Here is a 22720-nt window from a genome sequence, read left to right as displayed (position 1 = left end):
CGCTATAGGGGATCAGGTTTGGGTGTTCGAGTGCGCAAGGAGCGGTCGAGGTGCAGCGCTGGCGTGGCCTGGAGGAGATCCCCGGGGACTGGGGGCGCAGCGTCGTCACCATCGGATCGTTCGACGGTGTGCACCGCGGCCACCAGCTGATCATCAACCGGGTGGTGGAACGCGCCCGCGAGCTGGGCGCCATGTCGGTGGTGGTCACCTTCGACCCGCACCCCAGCGAGGTCGTCCGGCCGGGCAGCCACCCGCCGCTGCTCGCCCCGCAGCCGAGGAGAGCCGAGCTGATCGAGGCGCTCGGCGTGGACGCGGTGCTGGTGCTGCCGTTCACCCTCGAGTTCTCCAAGGAGTCGCCGGAGTTCTTCGTCCGCACCGTGCTGGTGGAGGCGCTGCGCGCCCGCGTCGTGGTGGAGGGCCCCAACTTCCGCTTCGGCCACAAGGCCGCCGGCGACGTCGCCCTGCTCACCGAGCTCGGCCGGGCGGACGACTTCACCGTCGAGGTGGTCGACCTCCAGGTGCGCGGCGCGGCCGGGGACGGCGAGCCGTTCTCCTCCAGCCTCTGCCGCCGGCTGGTCGCCGCCGGGGACATGGCCGGCGTGTCGGAGATCCTCGGCCGGCCGCACCGGGTCGAGGGCGAGGTGGTCCGCGGGGCCCAGCGCGGCCGCGAACTCGGGTACCCCACCGCCAACGTGGACACCGTCCCGCACAGCGCGATCCCGGCCGACGGCGTGTACGCGGGCTGGCTCACCGCCAACGGCGAGCGGATGCCGGCCGCCATCTCGGTCGGCACCAACCCCACCTTCGACGGCACCGCGCGCACCGTGGAGGCCTACGCGATCGACCGGGTCGGCCTCGACCTGTACGGGCAGCACGTCGCCGTGGACTTCCTGGCCTACCTGCGCGGCATGGAGAAGTTCGACTCCATCGAGGCGCTGCTCGACCGGATGGCCGACGACGTCAAGCAGGCCCGGGAGCTGACCGACGCCGCCTGACGCGGCGTCGGAGCACCAGCAGACGCGAGGAGGCCCCCGCCGGATCGTCCGGCGGGGGCCTCCTGCTGTGCTCAGCCCTGCTGCGGGTAACCGTAGGCCGGCGGGGGCTGCTGCTGGCCGTCCTGCGGCGGCGGGTACCCGTACCCCGGCTGCTGGCCCTGCGGCGGCTGCTGCTGCCCGGGCAGCTGCTGCGGCCAGCCGGGCGGCGGGGCCTGGCCCTGCCCCGGCGGCGGCGCCCACGGCTGGCCCTGGGCCGGCTGACCCGGGTAGCCCTGCTGCTGCGGGTAGCCACCCTGCTGGGGGTAGCCGCCCTGCTGCGGGTACGGCTGCTGCTGTTGCTGCTGCCAGCCCTGCTGCGGCGGCTGCGCCTGCTGCTGCGGGTACCCCGGCTGCTGGCCCTGCCAGCCGCCCATGGCGGCCTGCTGGGTCCGCATGATGTCCTCGCCGACCAGCGCGGCCAGCTCGAAGTACGCGTCCCGGACCTTGGGCCGCATCATCGCCAGGTTGACCTCGGCGCCGGCCGCCAGGCTCTCGTCGAACGGCACCACCACGACCCCGCGGCAGCGGGTCTGGAAGTGCGCGACGATGTCCTCCACCTTGATCATCTTGCTGGTCTCGCGAACCCCCGAGACCACCGTGATGCTGCGCTGCACCAGGTCCGCGTACCCGTGCGCGGACAGCCAGTCCAGCGTGGTGGAGGCGCTGCTCGCACCGTCCACGCTCGGGGTCGCCACGACGATCAGCTGGTCCGCCAGGTCGAGCACCCCGCGCATCGCGCTGTACAGCAGACCGGTGCCCGAGTCGGTGAGGATGATCGGGTAGTGCTGCCCGAGCACCTCGATGACCTTGCGGTAGTCCGAGTCGTCGAAGGTGGTGGAGACCGCCGGGTCCACGTCGTTGGCGACGATCTCCAGGCCCGAGTGCGGGTCCTGCGAGGTGAACTGGCGGATGTCCATGTAGTTGCGCATGTGCGGGATCGCCGTCACCAGGTCGCGGATGGTCGCGCCGGTCTGACGCTTGATCCGGCGGCCCAGGGTGCCCGCGTCCGGGTTGGCGTCGATCGCGACCACGCGGTCCTGACGCTCGGAGGCCAGCGTGGCACCGAGCGAGGTGGTGGTCGTGGTCTTGCCGACACCGCCCTTGAGGCTGATCACCGCGATCCGGTAGCAGCTCACCACCGGCTGCCGGATCAGGTCCAGCTTGCGCGCCCGGTCCGCCTGCGCGCCCTTGCCGCCGAACTGGAACCGCGGCGTCTGCCGCTGCGCCTTCGGCTGGCCGCGCAGCAGGCGGTCCGAGGACAGCTCCACGGCGGCCGTGTAGCCCAGCGCCGCACCGTGCGCGGTCTGCTGCGGCCCGGCCTGCTGGAACGCCGCCGGCGCCTGCGGCACACCCTGCTGCAGGTGCGGGTACTGCGGCTGGGGCTGCGGCGCCTGCTGCTGCTGGGGCTGCGGCCACCCGCCCTGCCGGGGGTCGGCCACCGGCTGCTGCTGCTGCGGCGGCTGCTGGGGCCAGCCCTGCTGCGGGCCCGGGGCCTGCGGCGGGTACGGCTGACCCTGCTGCGGACCCGGACCCTGCTGCTGCGGCGGCACCGGACCGGGACCCGGCACCAGCTGCTCGGGCTGCGGCCACGGCTGCGGCGCCTGCTGCTGCGGCGGCACCGGGCCCTGCTGCTCCGGCGCGGGCACCGGCGGCACCGGAGCCGGCGGAGCCTGCTGCACCGGCGGCTCGGCCACGGCCTGGACCTGCACCGGAGCCGGCGGCTCGGCCACCGGCGCGGGCTGCTGCGGGACGGGGGCCGGCTGCTCGGCGACGGGAGCCACCGGCGGCTCGGGAGCCGGCGCCACCGGGGCCGGGGACCCGGCGACGGGGACGACCGGGGGCACGGGCGCGGGCGGGACGGCCTCCGCCACCGGGGCCTCCGGCTGGACCGGAGCCGGCGGAGCGACCGGCTCGGGGGCCTGCGGAGCGACCGGCGGCACCGGCGCTGGCGGCGCCTGCTGCACCGGCGGCTGGACCGGCTGCTGAACGGGCGCCGGCTGGACCGGCGGCTGCTGGACGGCCGGCTGCTGCGCCGGCGCGGGCGACTGACCCGGTCCGGCGGTGCTCTGGGTGTACCAGGACGGGGGCGCGTAGTCAGGCTCGTCCGACCAGTCGTCGTCGTCCTCCGCCGCGTTGTCGCCGACGTAGACGCCGTCCCGATCGCTGCTCACTTGGGCTCCCTCGTTGTCGCCGCCGCCGTCCGCGGTGCCGTCAGGCATCAAGACTAGGACGTGGGGACGTCCCACCTGAAGGCGGTATCCGTCCCCACGCCCTTCTCCGCAGGCAGCGGACTCTTTCCGTCAACCGGCCAGGGAGTGAACGTCACCGGATGTTCACACCCTGCCCCCCGTCCGTGCGAAGCGCCGGTGCCGGCCCGTCCAGGAACGGCGGGCCGGCACCGGCGAAGGCGCGCGTGTGCGCGTGACTCCTGCTCAGTCCATGCGGCGCGGGCCGCCCAGCACCTGGGCCTCCGCGTCACCCGGATTGGTCATGATGAACTGCTGACGCATCCGGGTCGCCCAGAGCGTGATGTTGTCCGGCAGCGTCGGCAGGGCCTCCACCGACTGCTCGCCGAGCGAGAGCACCCGCGCGATCACCTCCGTCTCCTGCGGCGAGATCCGCTGGACGCCCACCAGGTCGGCGGCGTTCAGCAGGCGGCTCGCGTTCGGGCCGAGGTAGGGCAGCACGGTCAGCGTGGTCTGCCAGGGCGCGGCCGACAGCCGGCTGCGGGCCGGACGGGCACCGAGGTCGCGGACCACTAGCACCGGCGAGGCCACCGAGGCGCCCTGCGCGCCCAGCCGGCCCATCTGATGCACCGTCACGCACGGGTGGCCCGCGCCGGCGGCCTGCGCCATCGGCGCCCACAGCTGCGGACGGCCGGTCTCCACCGCCACCCGGGCGCCGGTGGCGGCCGCCCGCAGCGCGATGATCTGCGCCGTCCACACGCCGCCGACCAGCACGATCTCGTACGGGCTGGGCCGGAACAGGCCGATCACGGCCGGCTGGCTGTGCTGGTCCTGACCGATCACCACACCGTCGTCACCGACCGGGAAGGCCAGCGCGCCGAGGTCCTCGGGGGTCAGCAGGTGCTTCTCGCGGCGCGGGCCGCGCAGGCCGTAGCCGGCGTGGACCCGGGCCGGGGGCCGCTGCTCGGCACCGGGCTGCGGCGCCTGGCCGGGGTAGGTCTGATAGGCCATCAGGAAGTCCCTCCCAGGGGCAGCGTCGCGAGCAGGCCGGGAGCCTGCTCCAGGTCGAGGCGGGTCAGGCCGATACCGGCGTTCTGCGCACGGGACTCGACCAGCCGGCCCACCTGGGAGACCTCGCTCTCGCTGCGCCCGGTCACCCGGAGGTGGCCGCTGACGGCCAGCGCGTCGCCGGCGCCACGGCCCGCGGTCATGCTGAACGTGCTGGCTAGCGCGGGGGTGCCGGTGAGCAGGTTGACCAGGTCCGGCGCGGCGATCCGGCCGGGCGCGCCGCCCGGACGGGTCAGCTGCGGCCACTTGGAGATCCAGTACGTGCTGTGCCAGCGGTCGTCGATCCGCCAGAACTTGGCGGACTCCTGGGTGCGGCGGGCGCCGAGCCCGCCGCCGCCGGTGCCCTGGCGGCCGGCCACGGCCATCGGGTTGGCGCAGATCGAGATCGCCAGTGCGGCGATCAGCTCGCGCTCGTCCAGGATGGTCGCGGTGAAGCCGACGCTGTTCAGCCGGCCGGCCAGCTGGTCGGTGACCCGCTGCAGCGCCTTGCGGGCGCCCTCCTCGCCGCCGCCGCGGGCCTCGACCGCGGCCGAGGCCTCCTCCGGATTGAGCTTCAGGGCGACCCAGCTGAGCCGCAGCGCCGGGGTGGCCGTGCCGTCGGGCAGCTGGTGGTAGGCCCGCGACGCCAGCGACTGGTCGGGCAGGTGCGGGGCCGGCGCCGGCTGGGTGTGCTGGACCAGCTGGACCGACTCCAGGTTGATGTCGTCCACCTGGAGCGCCGAGCAGATCACGTCCAGCGGCAGCGGCAGCGCCGAGCGGTTCGGCCGCAGCGGCTGGTCCTTGGCCTGCACCAGCAGCACCGAGGTCAGGAACGTGCCGTCGCCGACCATGCCGGTCTCGCGGCGCAGCGGCCGGCCGTCGCCGAGGTCGGTCTCGGTGACGTGGGTGTACGTGCGCAGGGCCGGCTCGAGTTCCAGGGCCGGCGCGATCGCGGGGTCGGTGCCCGGCGGCGGCACGTTGGTGCGCGACTGCTTGCGGCGCAGGTTGAGGGTCCGGCGGACGTGCAGCGCCTCGCCGGCCGTCCGGCCGCCCAGGCGCAGCAGCGCCACCACGACCAGGGCGAGCGCCGGGACGGCGAACACGCCGGCCATCAGCGGGCTGATCGACCAGCCGACCGCGACCAGCGCGGCGGCCACCTCCAGCTGGACGATCTGCTGCAGCTGGAACCCGCCGCCGAGCAGGCCCGGCCGCGGATGGACCTTCAGCGCGACCGGCGAGGTCGGCCTGGCCGGCGCGGGCCGGGCGGCCCGGCGGCCGCCGGAACGGCCGTGCGATGTGCTGCGTCGCGCAGGAGCGGACTGGCTTGGCATCCCCCGAGGAGCCCTCTCTGATCAGATATCACGGCCCGGTTGGCCGGTCGGCGAACCGTACCCGTTACCGTACTCACCGTCTGCTGCCGCATCGTAGAGGGTTGACTCGGGCGGTCCGCCGCCGGGTGGCAGACTCAGCCACCGCGAAAGCGCGCTGACGCACGCACAGATGTCAGCCACACAGGGGAGACGGGGACGAGATGGCATCACGCCGGGACGAGCTGAACGCCTACACCTTCGCGCGCAAGCGCACGGTGGGCGCCTTTCTGCAGCCGGGCGGCGGCGGCAACGACGAGGACGCGCCGCGCCCGGTGCGGGCGGTGCTGCCGAGCTTCGTGATCGGCGCGGTCATCGTCGCGGGCTTCGGCATGTGGGGCGTCATCAAGCCGGCCGCCCCGGTCGGCTGGGACGAGGGCAAGTTCATCATCCAGGGCAAGCAGTCCACCACCCGCTATGTGGTGCTCAAGGGCGACAACGGTGAGAAGGTCCTGCACCAGGTACTCAACATGTCCTCGGCCCGGCTGGTGCTGCCGGCCAACGCCCAGGTGAAGATCGTCGCCGACGACGTGCTGGACAAGTACAAGAACCACGGCCCGACCATCGGCATCCCCTACGCGCCGGACAAGCTGCCCAAGCAGGACGACGCCGGCAAGGCCAAGCTGTGGTCGGTCTGCGACCGGCCCGGCGAGGGCAAGAACATCACGCAGGCGGTCTTCGTCGCCGCGGACAAGGACCGGGAGCAGCTCACCAAGCCGGAGCTGCTGATGAACGAGGGCCAGTCGCTGTTCGTCGAGGCACCGGTGGACAAGACCGAGTACCCGGCCTCGTGGTACCTGATCGACTCCAAGGGCCTCAAGCACGCCGTCGGCACCCTCCAGACCTCCAAGGACGACCGGAACAACCTGGCCACCGCGCTCTTCGGCGCGCAGGCCACGCCCGAGAAGGTCACCGGGGAGTGGCTGAAGACGCTGGACGAGGGCGGCGCGATCGACTTCCCCGTCATCCCCGGCACCAAGATCGGCGACCCCTCCAAGGCCAGCGGCGTCCCGACGAAGGAGCGGAAGGTCGGGCGCCTGATGAAGTACGACACCCGGTTCTTCGTGGTGGGCTCGGACGCCGTCTTCGAGATCAGCGAGTTCCAGTCCGACCTGCTGTCGAAGAACCCGGCGCTGAAGCTGGCGTACGGCCAGGACAAGTTCCAGCCGGCCGAGCTGAACGCCGGTGAGTACGCCGAGTTGTCGAAGAAGGTCGACGTCAACGCCATGAAGCCGAAGGAGGCGCTGCCGACCAAGGCGATGACCCCGCTGAACACCGGCCCGAAGGGCGACCGCACGGTCATCTGCAGCACCTTCGAGGGCGTCGACAAGGGCGTGGTCAAGCGCAGCGTCTGGGCCCACACCGCCTACCCGGTGGCGATCAACAGCGGCTCGACCAGCGCCTATGTGACGCCCGGTCACGGCCTGCTGTTCCGCGCGGTGGAGAACGCGGCCGCCCAGGACAGCTCCGGCACCGACTTCCTGATCACCGAGACCGGCCTGCGGTACTCGCTGCCGGCGAACGGCGACGGCGGTGCCAAGAAGACCGACAACGGCGCCTCGCCGGCCCCGCAGCAGCCGCAGAGCGAGGCCGACAAGCAGGAGGCCAACGAGGCCCAGGCGCGCCTCGGTTACAAGGGCGTGACGCCGAGCGTGGTGCCCAAGGCCTGGACCGACCTGGTGCCCGCCGGACCGGTGCTCAACACCAAGACCGCTGTTCAGGCCCAGAACGTGTGATGTTCCGTCAGGTCACAGGCCTGCCATGAGTGTCATGGTCTGGTAACGTCCCGCAACCCGGTGTTGGGTGGGTTGCCGACGGCGGCTAGAGTGCTTCAGGACACCACACCGGGGTGTCGACGGATAGACCGTGCCAGGACTATCCGGTTAGTTCTTGTCTCATGGGGGACGGTGGATCATGTCTGGTTCGTTCAAGACGACCCGCGAGGAAATGGATGCGTTCGCCAACCGTATTGGTGAGGTGAACGCCCAGATCCAGGGTGAGATCAAGCGGCTCGACGGCGTCGTCGACCAGGTCAAGTCGGGCTGGCAGGGCGCGGCCGCGACCGCGTACGGGCAGATGCAGGCGCGCTTCAACGAGGACGCCCAGGCTCTGAACCGGGTGCTCGACGAGATCCGCCAGGCGATCGAGGCGACCGCGAAGGCGTACGCGGCGACCGAAGAGGAGCAGGCCGCGGCCGTCGGCCGGGTCAGCTGAACCACCTCGGTTCGCAGTACAGAGCCTCAATCCGTGGCCCGATGACGGCCGTTCGGATTTCATCGACAAGGAGAGACCATGTCCGGGCACATTCTCGTCAATTTCCAGACGATCCAGCAGGCGAGCGCTGACGTGCGTCAGACCTCGGGCCGGATCCAGTCGCAGCTGGACGAGCTCAAGGCGGGCGTGCAGCGCATCGCCGCCGACTGGGAGGGTGCTGCGCAGCAGGGCTACCAGGCCCGCCAGCAGGAGTGGGACAACAAGGCCGCGGACCTGAAGCAGGTCCTCGACCAGATCGCCTCCGCGCTGGACAACGCCGCGCAGAGCTACCAGGCGACCGAGTCCAAGAACTCTCAGATCTGGGGCTGAGCCTCTCCCTCATGGGGGTGGCACACGGCGCTGAGCGCTGAGCACAATGGGCGGGCGTCCGACGGACGCCCGCCCTTCGCGCGGTTTTCGTCCCGCGCGACGCAACGGGTGGATCAGAGGGGTAGACAGGTGTCGTCGGGTACGTTCCGCAGGGCAGCCGCGTCGTTCGTCGTCCTGGGCGTGGTGGGTGCGACCGCCGCCGCTCCGGCGTACGCGGCCGAGCCCTCGTCCGGTGTGGGGGCGCCTCGGTGGTCCCCGATCTCGATAGCCGCGGCCAGCGAGTGCACCTTCCCGTCGCAGGACGTGAAGAGCACGCCGTGGGCGCTGCAGCGGGTGGTGCTCACCGAGCTGGGGGCCGACAAAACCGGCAGCACCGGCAAGGGGGTCACCGTCGCGGTGATCGACACCGGTGTGAGCATCGAGAACCCGCAGTTGGCGGGAGCAGTGGACAACGGCGGCTCGTACCTGAACGACCAGTTCCCGAAGGACGGGATCAACGACCCGGTCGGCCACGGGACGAAGGTGGCCGGCATCATCGCGGCCAGGAAGTCCCCGAACACCGGGTTCGTCGGCCTGGCCCCGGACGCCAGGATCCTGTCCTACCGGCAGAACGACGCCCAGGGCAGCGGCAACGTGGAGACCCTGGTCGCCGCGATCGAGGACGCCGTCCGCAGGAACGTGGGCGTCATCAACATCTCCCAGGACGTCCGTGGCGGCGGCGACATCGACCCGGACAACGACCCCGACCACGCCTTCGGGGGCTACCAGAAGCTGAAGGCCGCCATCGCGAAGGCCGAGGCGGCCGAGATCGTCGTGGTGGCCTCCTCGGGCAACGACGGCCGTGAGGGTAACACCTACCCGGCCGCCTTCCCCACCGTGCTGGCCGTCGGCGCCTCGGACCGCAACAACGAGCGGGCGCAGTTCTCCCAGTACGGCGACTTCGTCGACGTGGCCGCGCCTGGGGTGGACATGCTCTCCACGGTCCCCAAGGGCGGCCAGTGCGTGGACAACGGCACCAGCTTCTCCGCGCCGTACGTCGCTGGCGTGGCCGCCCTCCTGAAGGCCAAGTACCCCGGGTGGAAGGCGGCCCAGATCCGGGCCCGGATCGAGCAGACCGCCCAGCGCAACGAGCGCGGCCGGAACCGGTTCATCGGCTGGGGTGTGGTGGACCCGGTGAAGGCCCTGACGGTCGGTGGTGAGGTGCAGGCCCCCACCGCGTCCGCGAACCCGACGGTGAAGCTGGACGCCGCGCCGATCCAGGCGCAGCCGCTGGGCCTGGCCGAGACCCAGGAGGACCGGAACCGCCGGACCGGCACCCTCGTGCTGGGCGGCGGGGTGCTGGCCGTCGCGGCCCTGGCGGGCGGCTCGGTCGTGCTCCGCGACTACCGCCGCCGCGGCCGGCACTGACCGGCTGACCGCAGCGCAACGCCGGAGGCCCGGCTCCCCGTCGAGGGAGCCGGGCCTCCGGCGTTGCGTGCTGCGGGCGGATCAGGCGGGGCGGATCCGCGGTGGGCGGATCAGGCCTCGTCGTCCTCGGGGATGGTGATCACCCAGCGGGTCGCCTGGCGCGGCCGCAGGTAGAACACCCAGTAGAGGGCGGAGACCACGGTGATGCCGCCGGTCCAGGCCAGGGCGACCGGGTCCAGCTGGGTCAGCACGTAGCCGAGCACCACGATGAGCAGGATCGGCAGCGCGGGCCACAGCGGCTGGCGCCAGGCCGGGGCGTCCTTGCGGGCGCCGCGGCGGGAGAACAGGGCGGCCACCGCGACCAGCAGGTACAGGGCGGCGACGGCCACGCCGGTGATGCTGGTGAGCATCGACTGCTGGTCCTCGGGGACGAAGCAGAGCGCCGCGCCGGGGATGCCGACCGCCAGGGTGGAGATCCAGGGGGCGTTGAAGCGGTTCAGGGTGCCGAAGGCGCGGTTGACCGGCTCGGGCCAGGCCTTGTCGCGGCCGGAGGCGAACAGCACCCGGGAGTTCTGGATGACCATGACGATGCCGGCGTTGATGATGGCCAGCGCGATGCAGAGGCTGATGAAGGTGCCGACCGTGCTGCCGCTCCAGGCGGTGACCATCTCGGAGATGTTGCCGCCGGTGAGGGTGGCCAGGTCGGGGGCGCCGATGGTGAGGGCGGCGACCGGGATCAGGATGATCGCGACGGCCAGGGCCAGGGTCCACAGGACGGTGCGGGCGACGTTCTTGCGGGGGTTCTCCAGCTCCTCGGAGAGGTAGATGGCGGTGGAGAAGCCCTGGGTGACGAAGAGCGCGGTGCCCATGGCGACCAGGATGGCCGCGAAGCCCACCGAGCTGGTGGCGCCGGACTCGTCCGCGGTCAGGCCCTCCACCAGGCTGCCGACGCCGCGCTCGGCGTGGGCGAAGCCCAGGACGGAGACCACGGCACAGGCGACGACCTCGAGGACCAGGAAGATGCCGGTGATCCAGGCGTTGGCCCGCAGGTCGAGCAGACCGGCCACGGTGGCGGCGATCATGACCAGGGCGCCGGCCAGGCTGGGGTCGATGTCGACGATCGGTGCGAGGTACTCGGCGGTGCCCATGGCGATGATCGCGGGCACGATCATCACCACGATCAGCGACTGGATGAAGACCAGCCAGCCGGCGAACCGGCCGGCCAGGGTGCCGACCATGGCGTACTCGCCGCCGGCGCTGGGGATCAGGGTGCCCAGCTCGGAGTAGCAGAAGGCCACCGCGATACACAGCAGCGAGCCGATCGCGATGGCGAGCGCGGTGTACGAGCCCAGTGAGTTGAAGAGGTCCGGCACGATGACGAACAGCGACGACGCCGGCGTCACACAGGAGAGCGTGAGCAGTGTGCCGCCCACGACACCCAGGGAACGGGCGAGCTTCTTCGGGGCGCCGCTACCGGTCGCGTCGCCGACGGGGGCGGGTGCGACCTGCGGGTGCAGCGTGTCGGTCATGGGGCATCCGATCGACTGGGCGGTGTGGGGGTGGGAGCGGTATCGCCTCCGATGGCGCTTCCGGCGTCGTGTTCTGTCGTCGCTCCCGGTCCGCCAGGGTGCCTGTGCGGATTTCCCCCGTCAACGCCGGAACGGCTACGGAATCCGTTGCGGAGGAGGGCATAGTCATACGGCGTTGGGATCGCGAGACCGCCGAAAGTGGGAAATTGCGCTCGAATCCAAGGTTAATGATTCAAAAGATCATGGAATGGAAGGCGCTCGCTCGACTGTCCGAATGGCCCCGATAAGGCCCACACGGTACGGGAACCGTAGCCCGGTGTCCGAAACCGGTAGATAACGTTATGGCACCGTCCATCCCCCGGGATGACGGAGGGCCGGGTTCGTCATGAACCCGGCCCCCGTCCTTACACCCTGTCCCTTGCCGTTACGGCGTCGGCGTCCAACCGATCTGGACGGTCTGACCGCCCGTGACCCGGCGGGTCACGTAGGTGGCCCGGCCCGGCGGGAACGGCTGCGGCTTGGCCGTACCGAGCAGCGCGCCCTCGTTCTTGTCGCCCGAGAGCAGCAGGCCCTGACCGCCCAGCTCGCGCATGCGCTGCATGACCGGCTCGAACATCGAGCGGCCGGCACCGCCGGCGCTGCGCGCGACGATGACGCGCAGGCCGATGTCGCGGGCGAACGGCAGGAACTCGGCCAGCGGCGCCAGCGGGTTGCCCGAGGAGGTCGCGACCAGCTCGTAGTCGTCGACGATCACGAACATGTCCTTGCCGCTGTACCAGCTGCGGTTGCGCAGCTGCTCCGGCGTGACGTCCGGCCCGGGCAGACGGCGGGAGCAGGCTCCGCGCAGCATCTCCACGATGTTGGTCATCGCGGGAGCCGCCGCCGCGTACTCCACCAGGTACTCCGGCGGGACCACGCCGAGCAGCGAGCGGCGGAAGTCGCCGACCACGATGCCGGCCTGCTCCGGGGTGTACCGCTCGGTGATCTGCTTGATCAGCATCCGCAGCGTCGCCGACTTACCGGACTCGCTCTCACCGAAGACGATGAACAGCGGGTCGGCCTCGAAGTTGACGAACACCGGCGCCAGCTCGACCTCGTCGACGGCGAAGGCGACACCCAGCTCCGGGTGCTCGAAGCCCTTCGGCAGCGACTGCCCGTCCAGCACCTGGGGCAGCATGCGGACCTGCGGGGCGCGCGGGCCCGTCCAGGCCTCGCCGACCCGGGCCACCAGGTCGGCCACGCCGTCCACCAGGTCCTCGGTGGAGGAGGAGCCGTCGATGCGCGGCAGACCGGACAGGAAGTGCAGCTTGGACGCGGTCAGACCGCGGCCGGGGCTGCCCGCCGGGACGTTCGCCGCGACCTTGCGGTCGATCTCCGACTCCATCGAGTCACCGAGCCGGAGCTCGGTGCGGTTCTGCAGCAGGTCCTTCAGCGCCGGGCGGACCTCCGCGTAGCGGGCGGCGGTGAGGATCACGTGCACGCCGTAGCCGAGACCGCGCTGGGCGATGTCGGCGATGACGGGCTCCAGGACCTCGTACTCCTGCTTGAAGGTGAGCCAGCCGTCGATCATCAGGAAGACGTCGCCGAACTGCTCGTCGGGCAGCTGCCCGTTGGCCCGCTGGGTGCGGTACGTGGTGATGGTGTCGATGCCGTTGGCCCGGAAGAACTCCTCCCGGCGGTTCAGCACCCCGTGCACCTCGCTGACCATGCGGCGGACCTTGTCCACGTCCAGACGCCCCGCCACGCCGCCGACGTGCGGCAGGTCGGCCAGGGCCTGGAACGCGCCACCACCGAAGTCGAGCAGGTAGAACTGCGTCTCCACCGGCGTGTGGGTGACCGAGAAGCCCGCCACGATGGTGCGGATCATCGTGGACTTGCCGGTCTGCGGACCACCGACGATCAGACCGTGACCGGCGGCACCCGAGTAGTCCTGGTACAGCACGTCGCGGCGCTGGTCACGCGGCTTGTCGACGATGCCGACCGGCACCGTCAGGCGGCCGAGCGCACCGAATTCCGGGGCGGTCAGACCGCGGTCCGCGGTGGCCTGCAGCGGGGTCAGCAGCGCGTCGACGCTCGGCGCCTCCTCCAGCGGCGGCAGCCACACCTGGTGCGCCGGCGGGCCCTGCCCGAGCATCCGCTGGACGAACACGTCCAGCATGGTGTCGAGCAGCGAGTCGTCGATCTCCTCGACCTCCTCCTCGACGATCTCCTCCACCACCGGCTCGATGACCGGGACTTCCTTGGCAGTGAAGAGCACCGGCTGCGCGGTGACCGCACGGCCGCCGCCGGAGCGGCGCTGCTGGCCCGGCGGGCGGTACGGACCGGAGACGTACGCGGCCCGGAAGCGCTCCATCACGTCGGAGCCGAACTTCAGGTAGCCGACACCCGGGATGGGCGGCAGGTGGTACGCGTCCGGGACGCCGATCGCGGCGCGCGACTCGGCGGCCGAGAAGGTGCGCAGACCCAGGCGGTAGGAGAGGAAGGTGTCCAGACCGCGGAGCTTGCCCTCCTCCAGTCGCTGCGAGGCGAGCAGCATGTGCATACCCAGCGAACGGCCGATACGGCCGATCTGGATGAACAGGTCGATGAAGTCCGGCTTCGCGGTGAGCAGCTCGGAGAACTCATCGATGATCATCAGCAGCGAGGGCAGCGGGTCGAGCGCGGCACCGGCCGCGCGGGCCCGCTCGTACTCGTTGATGTTCGCGTAGTTGCCCGCCGCGCGCAGCAGCTCCTGGCGGCGGTTCATCTCGCCCTCGATCGCGTCGCGCATGCGGTCGATCAGGGTGGCTTCGCCCTCGAGGTTGGTGATCACGGCCGCGGTGTGCGGCATCTCCGACATACCGGCGAAGGTGGCACCACCCTTGAAGTCCGCGAGGACCAGGTTGAGCACCTCGGAGGAGTGGGTGACCGCCAGCGCCAGCACGATGGTGCGGAGCACCTCGGACTTGCCGGAACCGGTGGCGCCGACGCACATGCCGTGCGGGCCCATGCCCTGCAGCGAGGCTTCCTTGATGTCCAGCCAGACGTACTCGCCGTTGGTGCCGACGCCCAGCGGGACCTTGAGCTTCTCCGAGATCGGCTTGGGCCGCCAGTGCCGGGCCGGGTCGAAGGAGCCCGGGTCACCGGTGTGCATCATCTCGGTGAAGTCCATGGACACCAGCGAGGGGTCGCCGTCGTCGCCGCCGGCCGAGGCGCGGAACGGCGCCAGCTGGCGGGCGAGCGCCTCGGACTGCCAGGAGGACAGGACGTCCGGGCTGCCCGAGTACGAGGCGCCCGAGGCCGACTGCAGCAGCAGCTCGTCCTTGGTCAGGTTGATCACCAGGTGGCCGTTGGGCTCGTCCAGGTCGCCCGGGACGACCTCGATGACGGTCACGCCCTCCACGCCCTCGGCGCTGGCCAGCACCGACTCGGGCGGCACCGAGGCGCCGTCCATGACCACGATGATGTGCGGCTTGTCGGCCGCCGGGGCGGCGTCCCGGGAGAAGCCCTTGCGGCCGTCCAGCTCCTTGGCCAGGAGCTCCTCCAACTCGCCCAGCCCGGTGGCGATCAGACGCCGCGAACCGGCGCCGTCGCTCTCCTTGCGGTGCTGGGTGTGCGGCAGCCACTTCGCCCACTCCCACTCCTCCACCGCACCCGGCGCGGCGGCGACGCCGACCACCAGGTCCTCGGGGGAGTGCAGGGTGGTCAACTGGGCCAGCATCGCCCGGACGTTGCCGTACACGGTGTCCGGGTCGCCGCACACCGTGATGTGGTAGAAGGCGCGCAGCGAGACCGCCAGCGGCAGGTCCTGCAGCGTTCCGTGCGACTTGATGAAGTTGCCCATCGCCTCGGCGGCGAGCGGCTCCAGCTCGTCCATCGGCGCGGTCTGCGGCGCCACCAGCGGGGTGGACAGCTGCTGCGGGCCGCGGCCCACCCGCACCTGGGCGAAGTCGGAGTCCGTGGAACGGCGCTCCCACAGCCGGCGGCCCTCGGCCACGATCGACCACAGCTGGTCCGGCTCCGGGTGGGTGAACAGCAGCGCACCGCGCTGGCGCTCGGCCGTGCGGCGCACCTCACGGCGCTTCTGCTGCAGGTACTTCAGGTAGTCGCGGCGCTCGTCCGCCGTGCCCGCGCTGCCGCCCTTGCGGGCCTTCACGATCTGGGCCACCGCCATGGCGGCGGTGGACGCCACCATCAGCACACCCATCATCTTCATCGGACCCTGGGCACCAGGGGAGAAGAAGAAGGCCGCCGAGCCGCCCATGCCGAGCAGGGGCAGCAAGGACATCATCCAGTCCTCGGCCCCCGTCCGGGGCAACTCCGGTGGAGGCACCAGCTCCACCGGCTGGTCCGGCACCGCGGGTGGATGCACCCGGGGCGGACGCTTGACGGTAACGACACTCACAACGGCATCAGCCCTCACGCAACTGGATACGTACGGGTGAGGGCGCCCCGTGTGATGACGCCGCCCCCGCTCCGCCGACCGCAGGCGCCCAAGGGGGCAGCTCGCGTCTGTCGCCGCCCCCGTTACGCCTTGCGCAGGGGCAGATCCTACTGGCCGGGCCGGACGGACGATCGACGGGGGCGGGCTGTACGACCGTCACCTCACCGGATGTCAGCAATTCCTCCACGGAACACGGGGAGGGGGGCGGCCACCGCCGCCCTCCGGCGGGCGGTAGGGTAACGCCGCGCCAACTCTTGGTCGGATCGTGACAGTTCCGGTCCGACCGGGTTCGGTCGACAGCTGACTTACCGACACGCCAATGATGGGGGAGAGGGCCCGGTGCGCGAGCGGAGCGAGCGAACGATTCAGAGGTGCGCGCTGTGCGAAGCACCCACCGAGCGCAGCGAGGTGGAGGCATGAGCTCAAACGCAACGACCGGTTTCTGCCGGGTCACCGTGGTGGCCCCGGACAGCCGGATCGACGTGGCCCTGCCGGAGGACGTCCCGCTCGCGGACATCTACCCCGAGGTGCTGCGGCTGTCCGGACAGACCCAGGTGGACGGGGCGCCCACGGGCTTCCACCTGGTCCGCCGGGACGGCACCGTGCTCGACAGCGGCCTCCCGTTGGCCGCCCAGCAGGTCCGCGACGGCGACCTGCTCAGCCTCCGCCCGTTCGCGGAGTCCCTGCCGCCGGCCGTCTACGACGACGTCGCCGACGCCATCGCCAGCGCGGTCGAGGCCGACCGCCGGTTCTGGAGCCCCGAGCTGATGCGGGCCTTCGGCCTGATCGGCTCCGGCGTGCTGCTCGTGCTGCTCGCCTTCGCGCTCTGGTTCTCCGACCTCCACCACGACATGTTCGGCCTGCCCGGCATCCTGTCCGGTGTCACCACCGTGGTGCTGGTCGCCTACGCGGCCGTCCGCGCCCGGGTGTACGAGGACCACGACGCCGCCCTGGCGCTCGGCCTCGGCTCCCTGCCGCACGCCCTGATCGCCGGCTCCGGCGCGGTGGCCGTGGCCCACGCCGGCGACGGCCCGGGCCGCCTCCAGTTGCTGGTCGGCTGCGTGGCCGCGCTGGTGGTCTCGGTGCTGCTGGTCGGCCTGCTGCCGGAGAAGGACTCGGTCTTCGTGGCCTCCTCCTTCCTCTTCGCCGCCGGCACCCTGGCCTCCTTCGCCGCGGTCCTGTTCTCGGGCACCCCCGCCACCGACATCGCCGCCGTGACCGGTGTGGCCGCGGTCGCCGCCGTCGGCTTCCTGCCGGCGCTCTCGGCCCGCTTCGCCCGCCTGCCCGTCGGCTTCAGCGCCCCCGGCCAGACCCGCACCCGCGGCCGCTCCTACGAGGACGAGGCCGAGCGCGCCGAGGCCATCCAGTACGAGCGGATCGCCGCCCAGGCCCGCCGCGGCCACGAGGTGCTGGTCGGCCTGGTCGGCGGCGCCGCCGTCACCGCCGTCGCCTCCTGCGCGGTGCTCGGCTTCAGCGACCGGACGTGGGCCGAGCTGCTGGCCATGTTCATCGGCCTCGCGACCATGCTGCGCGCCCGCCTGTTCCGCTACACCGCCCAGGTCTTCGCGCTCACCATCGCCGGCCTGGTCGCCCTGGGCCTGCTGATCATCGGCCTGGCGCTGCACACCCCGGCGTTCCTGCTGACCGCCGGCTCCACCGAGGCCGACTTGCGCACCGTCTGGCTGGCCGTCTCGATCGGCTTCGGCGCGGCCGTCCTCACCGCCATCGCGGTGATCGTGCCACGGGCCGGCGTCTCCCCGTTCTGGGGCCGCATCCTGGACATGGTCGACGGCCTGGTGCTGATCGCCCTCGTCCCGCTGACGCTCGCCGTGCTGAACGTCTTCAACATCGTCCGCGGCGCCACCGGCTTCGGCAGCTGACGCCCGTAGCCGCCGCCACCAGCGCCCGCCGCCGACCCCGCATCCGGGGACGGCGGCGGGCGCTGGTACGCTTGGCCCGTCCGAGTTCTGTCAGATCCTGTGCAGTCGACCAGGGTCACTCGGTCAAACCCCCGAAGGAGATGCCGTGGCTCTCGCCGCTGACGTCAAGAAGCAGATCTTCGCCGAGTTCGGCCAGAAGGAGGGCGACACCGGTTCCCCCGAGGTCCAGGTGGCCATGCTCTCCCGTCGTATCTCGGACCTGACCGAGCACCTCAAGTTCCACAAGCACGACCACCACTCCCGTCGTGGTCTGCTGATCCTGGTCGGCCAGCGTCGCCGCCTGCTGCAGTACCTGGCCAAGAAGGACATCGAGCGTTTCCGTACCCTCGTCGACCGCCTCGGCATCCGCCGTGGCGCCGCGGGCGGCGCTCGCTGACACCGCACGTTGGGGCGGCTCCCCTTCCCAAGGGGGGCCGCCCTTCGTCACATCCGCCGACATCGTGGTGGCGCGCGCCGTAATACCGCGCTCGGTAGGGTGTGAATTTGTAAGGTGAAGGGCATGCCCGGGTAGGCACGGTGCGCAGGAGTCGCACCGCCACCACGGAGCAGCACCCACACCACGCGCGGGCCGCTGGCTTCAAACGGAAGCCGCCCGCACCAGGGGAGCGTCCACACGCGACCGCCGACCGGAAGGCCGAGAGGCGCCGGTCCTCGGTAGTGGCCCCCGGGAGTCCCGTCAGGGAGACGACCCGGAGGCTTCGATCGAAGACCGGCCCAGCTGCCCGGGCCACAGGTAGGCAAAGCGCAGGGGCGCTCCTCGGGACACGTACGAAAGAGGAGATCTTCCAGGTGGAAGAGAACGTTTTCTACGCCGAGGCCGTCATCGACAACGGCAGCTTCGGCACCCGTACCATCCGCTTCGAGACCGGCCGCCTGGCCCGTCAGGCCGGCGGCTCCGCCGTGGCCTACCTGGACGACGACACCATGGTGCTGTCGGCCACCAGCGCCTCGAAGCAGCCGAAGGAGCACTTCGACTTCTTCCCGCTCACGGTGGACGTCGAGGAGCGGATGTACGCCGCGGGCCGGATCCCCGGCTCGTTCTTCCGTCGTGAGGGCCGGCCCTCCGAGGACGCGATCCTCACCTGCCGCCTGATCGACCGCCCGCTGCGCCCGTCCTTCGTCAAGGGCCTGCGCAACGAGATCCAGGTCGTCGTCACCGTGATGGCGCTCAACCCGGACCACCTGTACGACGTGGTGGCCATCAACGCCGCCTCCGCCTCCACCCAGCTGGCCGGCCTGCCGTTCTCCGGCCCGATCGGCGGCGTCCGCGTCGCCCTGATCAAGGGCCAGTGGGTCGCCTTCCCGACCCACAGCGAGCTGGAGGACGCGGTCTTCGACATGGTCGTGGCCGGCCGGGCCCTGCCCGACGGCGACGTGGCGATCATGATGGTCGAGGCCGAGGCCACCACCAAGACCATCACGCTGGTCGAGGGCGGCGCCGAGGCCCCCACCGAGGAGGTCGTGGCCGCCGGCCTCGACGCCGCCAAGCCGTTCATCAAGGTGCTCTGCGCCGCGCAGTCCCAGCTGGCCGCCCAGGCCGCCAAGCCCACCGGCGAGTTCCCGGTCTTCCTGGACTACCAGGACGACGTGCTCACCGCCCTGACCGGCGCGGTCAAGGAGGAGCTGGCCCAGGCGCTCACCATCGCCGGCAAGCAGGAGCGCAACAACGAGCTCGACCGCATCAAGGCGATCGCCGCCGAGAAGCTGCTCCCCGAGTTCGAGGGCCGCGAGAAGGAGATCAGCGCCGCCTACAACGCGCTGACCAAGAAGATCGTGCGTGAGCGCGTCATCAAGGAGAAGGTCCGCATCGACGGCCGCGGTGTCACCGACATCCGCACCCTGGCCGCCGAGGTCGAGGCCATCCCGCGCGTCCACGGCTCGGCCCTGTTCGAGCGCGGCGAGACCCAGATCCTGGGCGTCACCACGCTGAACATGCTGCGCATGGAGCAGCAGCTGGACACGCTCTCCCCGGAGACGCGCCGCCGCTACATGCACAACTACAACTTCCCGCCGTACTCGGTCGGCGAGACCGGCCGCGTCGGTTCGCCGAAGCGCCGCGAGATCGGCCACGGCGCGCTGGCCGAGCGGGCCATCCTGCCCGTGCTGCCCTCGCGCGAGGAGTTCCCGTACGCCATCCGCCAGGTCTCCGAGGCGCTCGGCTCCAACGGCTCCACCTCGATGGGCTCGGTCTGCGCCTCCACCATGTCGCTGCTGAACGCCGGTGTGCCGCTGAAGGCCGCCGTCGCCGGTATCGCCATGGGCCTGATCTCCCAGGAGATCGACGGCGAGACCCACTACGTCACCCTCACCGACATCCTCGGTGCCGAGGACGCGTACGGCGACATGGACTTCAAGGTCGCCGGCACCCGGGGCTTCATCACCGCCCTCCAGCTGGACACCAAGCTGAACGGCATCCCGGCGTCGGTGCTCGCCGCCGCGCTGAAGCAGGCCAAGGACGCCCGCCTGCACATCCTGGACGTGATGAACGAGGCCATCGACACTCCGGACGAGATGTCGCAGTACGCCCCGCGCATCATCACCATCAAGATCCCGGTGGACAAGATCGGTGAGGTCATCGGCCCCAAGGGCAAGATGATCAACCAGATCCAGGAGGACACCGGCGCCGAGATCACGATCGAGGACGACGGCACCATCTACATCGGTGCCTCCGACGGCCCGGCCGCCGAGGCCGCCCGTACCACGATCAACCAGATCGCCAACCCGACCATGCCGGAGGTCGGCGAGCGCTACCTGGGCACCGTGGTGAAGACCACGACCTTCGGCGCGTTCGTGTCGCTCATGCCGGGCAAGGACGGTCTGCTGCACATCTCGCAGATCCGCAAGCTGGCCGGCGGCAAGCGCGTCGAGAACGTCGAGGACGTCCTCGCGGTCGGCTCCAAGGTGCAGGTCGAGATCGCCGAGATCGACCCGCGCGGCAAGCTGTCGCTGATCCCGGTCATCGAGGGCGAGGAGGGCGGCGAGGCCGCCGCCTCCGAGTGACGCTCCCGTAGCACCCGCGGCCCGCACGCCCGCTCCGGCGCGTGCGGGCCGCACCCTGTTCGTACCTCCGGAAGGAACCACCGTTGGCTCAGGTCTCGGCGGCCAATCAGCGCCCCGGCACCACCCGGACCCTGCTGAAGGGTCTCGACGGCGCCGGCACGGTGCGCCGCACCGTCCTCCCCGGCGGCCTGCGGGTCGTCACCGAGACCCTGCCGACGGTGCGCTCCGCCACCTTCGGCATCTGGGTCGGCGTGGGCTCCCGGGACGAGTCCCCGGTGCTCAACGGCGCCACGCACTACCTGGAACATCTGCTCTTCAAGGGCACCGCGCGACGCGGCGCCCTGGAGATCTCGGCCGCCCTGGACGCGGTCGGCGGCGAGATGAACGCGTTCACCGCCAAGGAGAACACCTGCTACTACGCGCGGGTGCTCGACACCGACCTGCCGCTGGCCATCGACGTGGTCTGCGACATGCTCACCGGCTCGCTGATCCGCCCCGAGGACGTGGAGGCCGAACGCGGCGTCATCCTCGAGGAGATGGCGATGGCCGAGGACGACCCGGGCGACGTGGTCCACGACCTGTTCGCCAAGACCCTGTACGGCTCCGCCCCGCTCGGCCGCCCGATCCTGGGCACCCAGGAGACCGTCACCGCGCTCACCCGGGACCAGATCGCCGGCTTCTACCACCGCCGCTACAAGCCCGAGAACCTCGTGGTCGCGGCCGCCGGCAACCTCGACCACACCGCCGTGGTCAAGCTGGTCCAGAAGGCCTTCGCCCCGGTGCTGGCCAAGTCCACCGGCCACCCCGCCGAGGTCCGCCGCGGGGTCAAGGCGCACCGCGCCTCGGGCCGCGTCTCGGTGCTCAACCGCCAGACCGAGCAGGCCCACCTGGTCCTCGGCGTCCCCGGCGTGCCCCGGCACGACGACCGCCGCTGGGCCATCGGCGTCCTCAACGCCGCCCTCGGCGGCGGCATGAGCTCCCGGCTCTTCCAGGAGGTCCGGGAGAAGCGCGGCCTGGCGTACTCGGTCTACTCGTACTCCTCCTCCTACGCCGACAGCGGCCTGTTCGGCATCTACGCCGGCTGCCAGCCCAAGCGGGTCGAGGAGGTGCTGCGGATCTGCCGCCAGGAGCTCGCCCGGGTGGTCGCCGAGGGCATCACCGAGGAGGAGCTGCACCGTGCCATCGGCCAGCTCTCCGGCTCCACCGTGCTCGGCATGGAGGACACCGGCTCGCTGATGAACCGGATCGGCAAGGCCGAGATCTCCTACGGCCACCACCTCTCGGTGGACGAGATGCTGGAGAAGATGGCCTCGGTGACCCTGGACGACGTCCACGCCGTGGCCCGCGACGTGCTCGGCGCGTACCGGCCCTCGCTCGCCCTGATCGGGCCGATCACCGACAAGCGGGCCGCGAAGCTCGCCGACCTGCTGGTCTGAAAGGACACCCCGAGATGACGCTGCGCGTCGCCGTGATCGGCGCCAAGGGCCGGATCGGTTCCGAGGCCGTCAAGGCCGTCGAGGCCGCGCCCGACATGGAGCTGGTCGCCGCCCTCGGCCGCGACTCCGAGCTCTCCGAACTGACCGATGCCCGGGTCGACGTCGCCGTCGAGCTGACCCACCCCGACGCGGTCATGGGCAACCTCGACTTCTGCCTCCACCGGGGCATCCACGTGGTCACCGGCACCACGGGATGGACCGAGGAGCGGCTGGCCACCGTGGACGGCTGGCTCGCCGAGTCGCCCGCCACCGGCCTGCTGATCGCCCCGAACTTCTCCATCGGCGCCGTGCTCGGCATGCAGTTCGCCCAGAAGGCGGCCCGCTACTTCGAGTCGGTCGAGATCGTCGAGCTGCACCACGACCGCAAGGCCGACGCCCCCTCCGGCACCGCCACCCGCACCGCGCAGCTGATCGCCGCCGCCCGCGAGGCCGCCGGCCGCGCCCCGCAGCAGGACCCGACCACCCACGCCCTGGACGGCGCCCGCGGCGCCGACGTGGACGGCGTCCCTGTCCACGCGGTCCGACTGCGCGGCCTGCTGGCCCACCAGGAGGTGCTGTTCGGCGACACCGGCGAGACCCTCACCATCCGCCACGACTCGCTGCACCACAGCTGCTTCATGCCCGGCATCCTGCTCGGCGTGCGGAGGATCGTCGACCGGCCGGGCCTGACCCTCGGCCTCGAACACTTCCTGGACCTGTGAGCCCACG

The 22720-nt window shown here is 71.5% G+C and carries 15 protein-coding genes; 10 read left to right on the top strand and 5 right to left on the bottom strand.

The annotated features are described in order from the left end of the window. Nucleotides 1-50 precede the first annotated feature (50 nt). A complete protein-coding gene (locus tag ABWK59_RS12410) occupies nucleotides 51-995 on the top strand; it encodes a bifunctional riboflavin kinase/FAD synthetase (RefSeq protein WP_354640500.1) in 945 nt (314 codons plus the stop codon). Nucleotides 996-1066: 71 nt separating this feature from the next. Here the strand turns inward: ABWK59_RS12410 and ABWK59_RS12405 are convergent, their stop codons facing one another. The 3 genes from ABWK59_RS12405 to eccE form a co-directional block, all read right to left on the bottom strand. Continuing rightward, complete coding sequence (locus ABWK59_RS12405; protein WP_354640498.1) at nucleotides 1067-3205, bottom strand: MinD/ParA family protein; 2139 nt, start codon at nucleotides 3203-3205, stop codon at nucleotides 1067-1069. A 261-nt stretch (nucleotides 3206-3466) separates the two neighbouring features. Continuing rightward, nucleotides 3467-4231: a hypothetical protein gene (locus ABWK59_RS12400; RefSeq protein ID WP_354640497.1), complete on the bottom strand. Its 765-nt coding sequence runs from the start codon at nucleotides 4229-4231 to the stop codon at nucleotides 3467-3469. After that, complete coding sequence (gene eccE, locus ABWK59_RS12395; RefSeq protein ID WP_354640495.1) at nucleotides 4231-5598, bottom strand: type VII secretion protein EccE; 1368 nt, start codon at nucleotides 5596-5598, stop codon at nucleotides 4231-4233. Before eccE ends, ABWK59_RS12400 begins: the two co-directional genes overlap by 1 nt. A 200-nt stretch (nucleotides 5599-5798) precedes the next feature. Between eccE and eccB the strand changes: the two genes are divergently transcribed. The 4 genes from eccB to mycP all read left to right on the top strand — a co-directional run bounded on the left by eccB (nucleotide 5799) and on the right by mycP (nucleotide 9624). Next, complete coding sequence (eccB, locus tag ABWK59_RS12390; RefSeq protein WP_354640494.1) at nucleotides 5799-7370, top strand: type VII secretion protein EccB; 1572 nt, start codon at nucleotides 5799-5801, stop codon at nucleotides 7368-7370. A 178-nt stretch (nucleotides 7371-7548) separates the two neighbouring features. Further along, nucleotides 7549-7848, top strand: a complete 300-nt coding sequence (locus ABWK59_RS12385) for a WXG100 family type VII secretion target (protein WP_354640493.1) — start codon at nucleotides 7549-7551, stop codon at nucleotides 7846-7848. Nucleotides 7849-7926: 78 nt separating this feature from the next. Continuing rightward, the gene (locus ABWK59_RS12380) at nucleotides 7927-8217 is read left to right on the top strand and encodes a WXG100 family type VII secretion target (protein WP_354640491.1); all 291 of its coding nucleotides are present in this window, start codon (nucleotides 7927-7929) and stop codon (nucleotides 8215-8217) included. Between the two features lie 129 nt (nucleotides 8218-8346). Next, a complete protein-coding gene (gene mycP, locus ABWK59_RS12375) occupies nucleotides 8347-9624 on the top strand; it encodes a type VII secretion-associated serine protease mycosin (RefSeq protein WP_354640489.1) in 1278 nt (425 codons plus the stop codon). A gap of 110 nt (nucleotides 9625-9734) precedes the next feature. On the opposite strand, the gene ABWK59_RS12370 is transcribed toward mycP, so the two are convergent. Beyond that, nucleotides 9735-11153, bottom strand: coding sequence for an APC family permease (locus ABWK59_RS12370; RefSeq protein ID WP_354640487.1), 1419 nt, complete (start codon nucleotides 11151-11153; stop codon nucleotides 9735-9737). Nucleotides 11154-11577: 424 nt separating this feature from the next. Next, the gene (gene eccCa, locus ABWK59_RS12365; RefSeq protein WP_354640484.1) at nucleotides 11578-15537 is read right to left on the bottom strand and encodes a type VII secretion protein EccCa; all 3960 of its coding nucleotides are present in this window, start codon (nucleotides 15535-15537) and stop codon (nucleotides 11578-11580) included. A gap of 455 nt (nucleotides 15538-15992) precedes the next feature. On the opposite strand from eccCa, the gene eccD reads away from it, so the two are divergent. From eccD to dapB, 5 genes are all read left to right on the top strand, one after another. Then, complete coding sequence (eccD, locus tag ABWK59_RS12360; RefSeq protein WP_354640482.1) at nucleotides 15993-17456, top strand: type VII secretion integral membrane protein EccD; 1464 nt, start codon at nucleotides 15993-15995, stop codon at nucleotides 17454-17456. Nucleotides 17457-17601: 145 nt separating this feature from the next. Then, complete coding sequence (rpsO, locus tag ABWK59_RS12355) at nucleotides 17602-17892, top strand: 30S ribosomal protein S15 (protein WP_345288773.1); 291 nt, start codon at nucleotides 17602-17604, stop codon at nucleotides 17890-17892. A gap of 413 nt (nucleotides 17893-18305) precedes the next feature. Then, nucleotides 18306-20516 (top strand): polyribonucleotide nucleotidyltransferase, encoded by a 2211-nt coding sequence (locus tag ABWK59_RS12350; protein WP_354640480.1) that lies wholly within the window; start codon nucleotides 18306-18308, stop codon nucleotides 20514-20516. Between the two features lie 83 nt (nucleotides 20517-20599). Next, nucleotides 20600-21952 carry a M16 family metallopeptidase gene (locus tag ABWK59_RS12345; RefSeq protein ID WP_354640478.1) on the top strand — a complete coding sequence of 451 codons (1353 nt, stop codon included), beginning with the start codon at nucleotides 20600-20602 and terminating at the stop codon, nucleotides 21950-21952. A 14-nt stretch (nucleotides 21953-21966) separates the two neighbouring features. Next, a complete protein-coding gene (gene dapB, locus ABWK59_RS12340) occupies nucleotides 21967-22713 on the top strand; it encodes a 4-hydroxy-tetrahydrodipicolinate reductase (RefSeq protein WP_354640476.1) in 747 nt (248 codons plus the stop codon). Nucleotides 22714-22720: the final 7 nt, after the last annotated feature.

The sequence above is a fragment of the Kitasatospora sp. HUAS MG31 genome (genome assembly GCF_040571325.1).
Lineage (GTDB): Bacteria > Actinomycetota > Actinomycetes > Streptomycetales > Streptomycetaceae > Kitasatospora > Kitasatospora camelliae.
Note: the sequence above shows the minus strand (reverse complement) of the source record. Positions and strands in the feature narration are given on the sequence as shown.

Coding starts and splice junctions, on each gene's coding strand:
- ABWK59_RS12400 (WP_354640497.1), bottom strand. CDS start 4,231: ATGGCCTATCAGACCTACCCCGGCCAGGCGCCGCAGCCCGGTGCCGAG.
- eccE (WP_354640495.1), bottom strand. CDS start 5,598: ATGCCAAGCCAGTCCGCTCCTGCGCGACGCAGCACATCGCACGGCCGT.
- eccB (WP_354640494.1), top strand. CDS start 5,799: ATGGCATCACGCCGGGACGAGCTGAACGCCTACACCTTCGCGCGCAAG.
- ABWK59_RS12385 (WP_354640493.1), top strand. CDS start 7,549: ATGTCTGGTTCGTTCAAGACGACCCGCGAGGAAATGGATGCGTTCGCC.
- ABWK59_RS12380 (WP_354640491.1), top strand. CDS start 7,927: ATGTCCGGGCACATTCTCGTCAATTTCCAGACGATCCAGCAGGCGAGC.
- ABWK59_RS12370 (WP_354640487.1), bottom strand. CDS start 11,153: ATGACCGACACGCTGCACCCGCAGGTCGCACCCGCCCCCGTCGGCGAC.
- eccD (WP_354640482.1), top strand. CDS start 15,993: ATGAGCTCAAACGCAACGACCGGTTTCTGCCGGGTCACCGTGGTGGCC.
- dapB (WP_354640476.1), top strand. CDS start 21,967: ATGACGCTGCGCGTCGCCGTGATCGGCGCCAAGGGCCGGATCGGTTCC.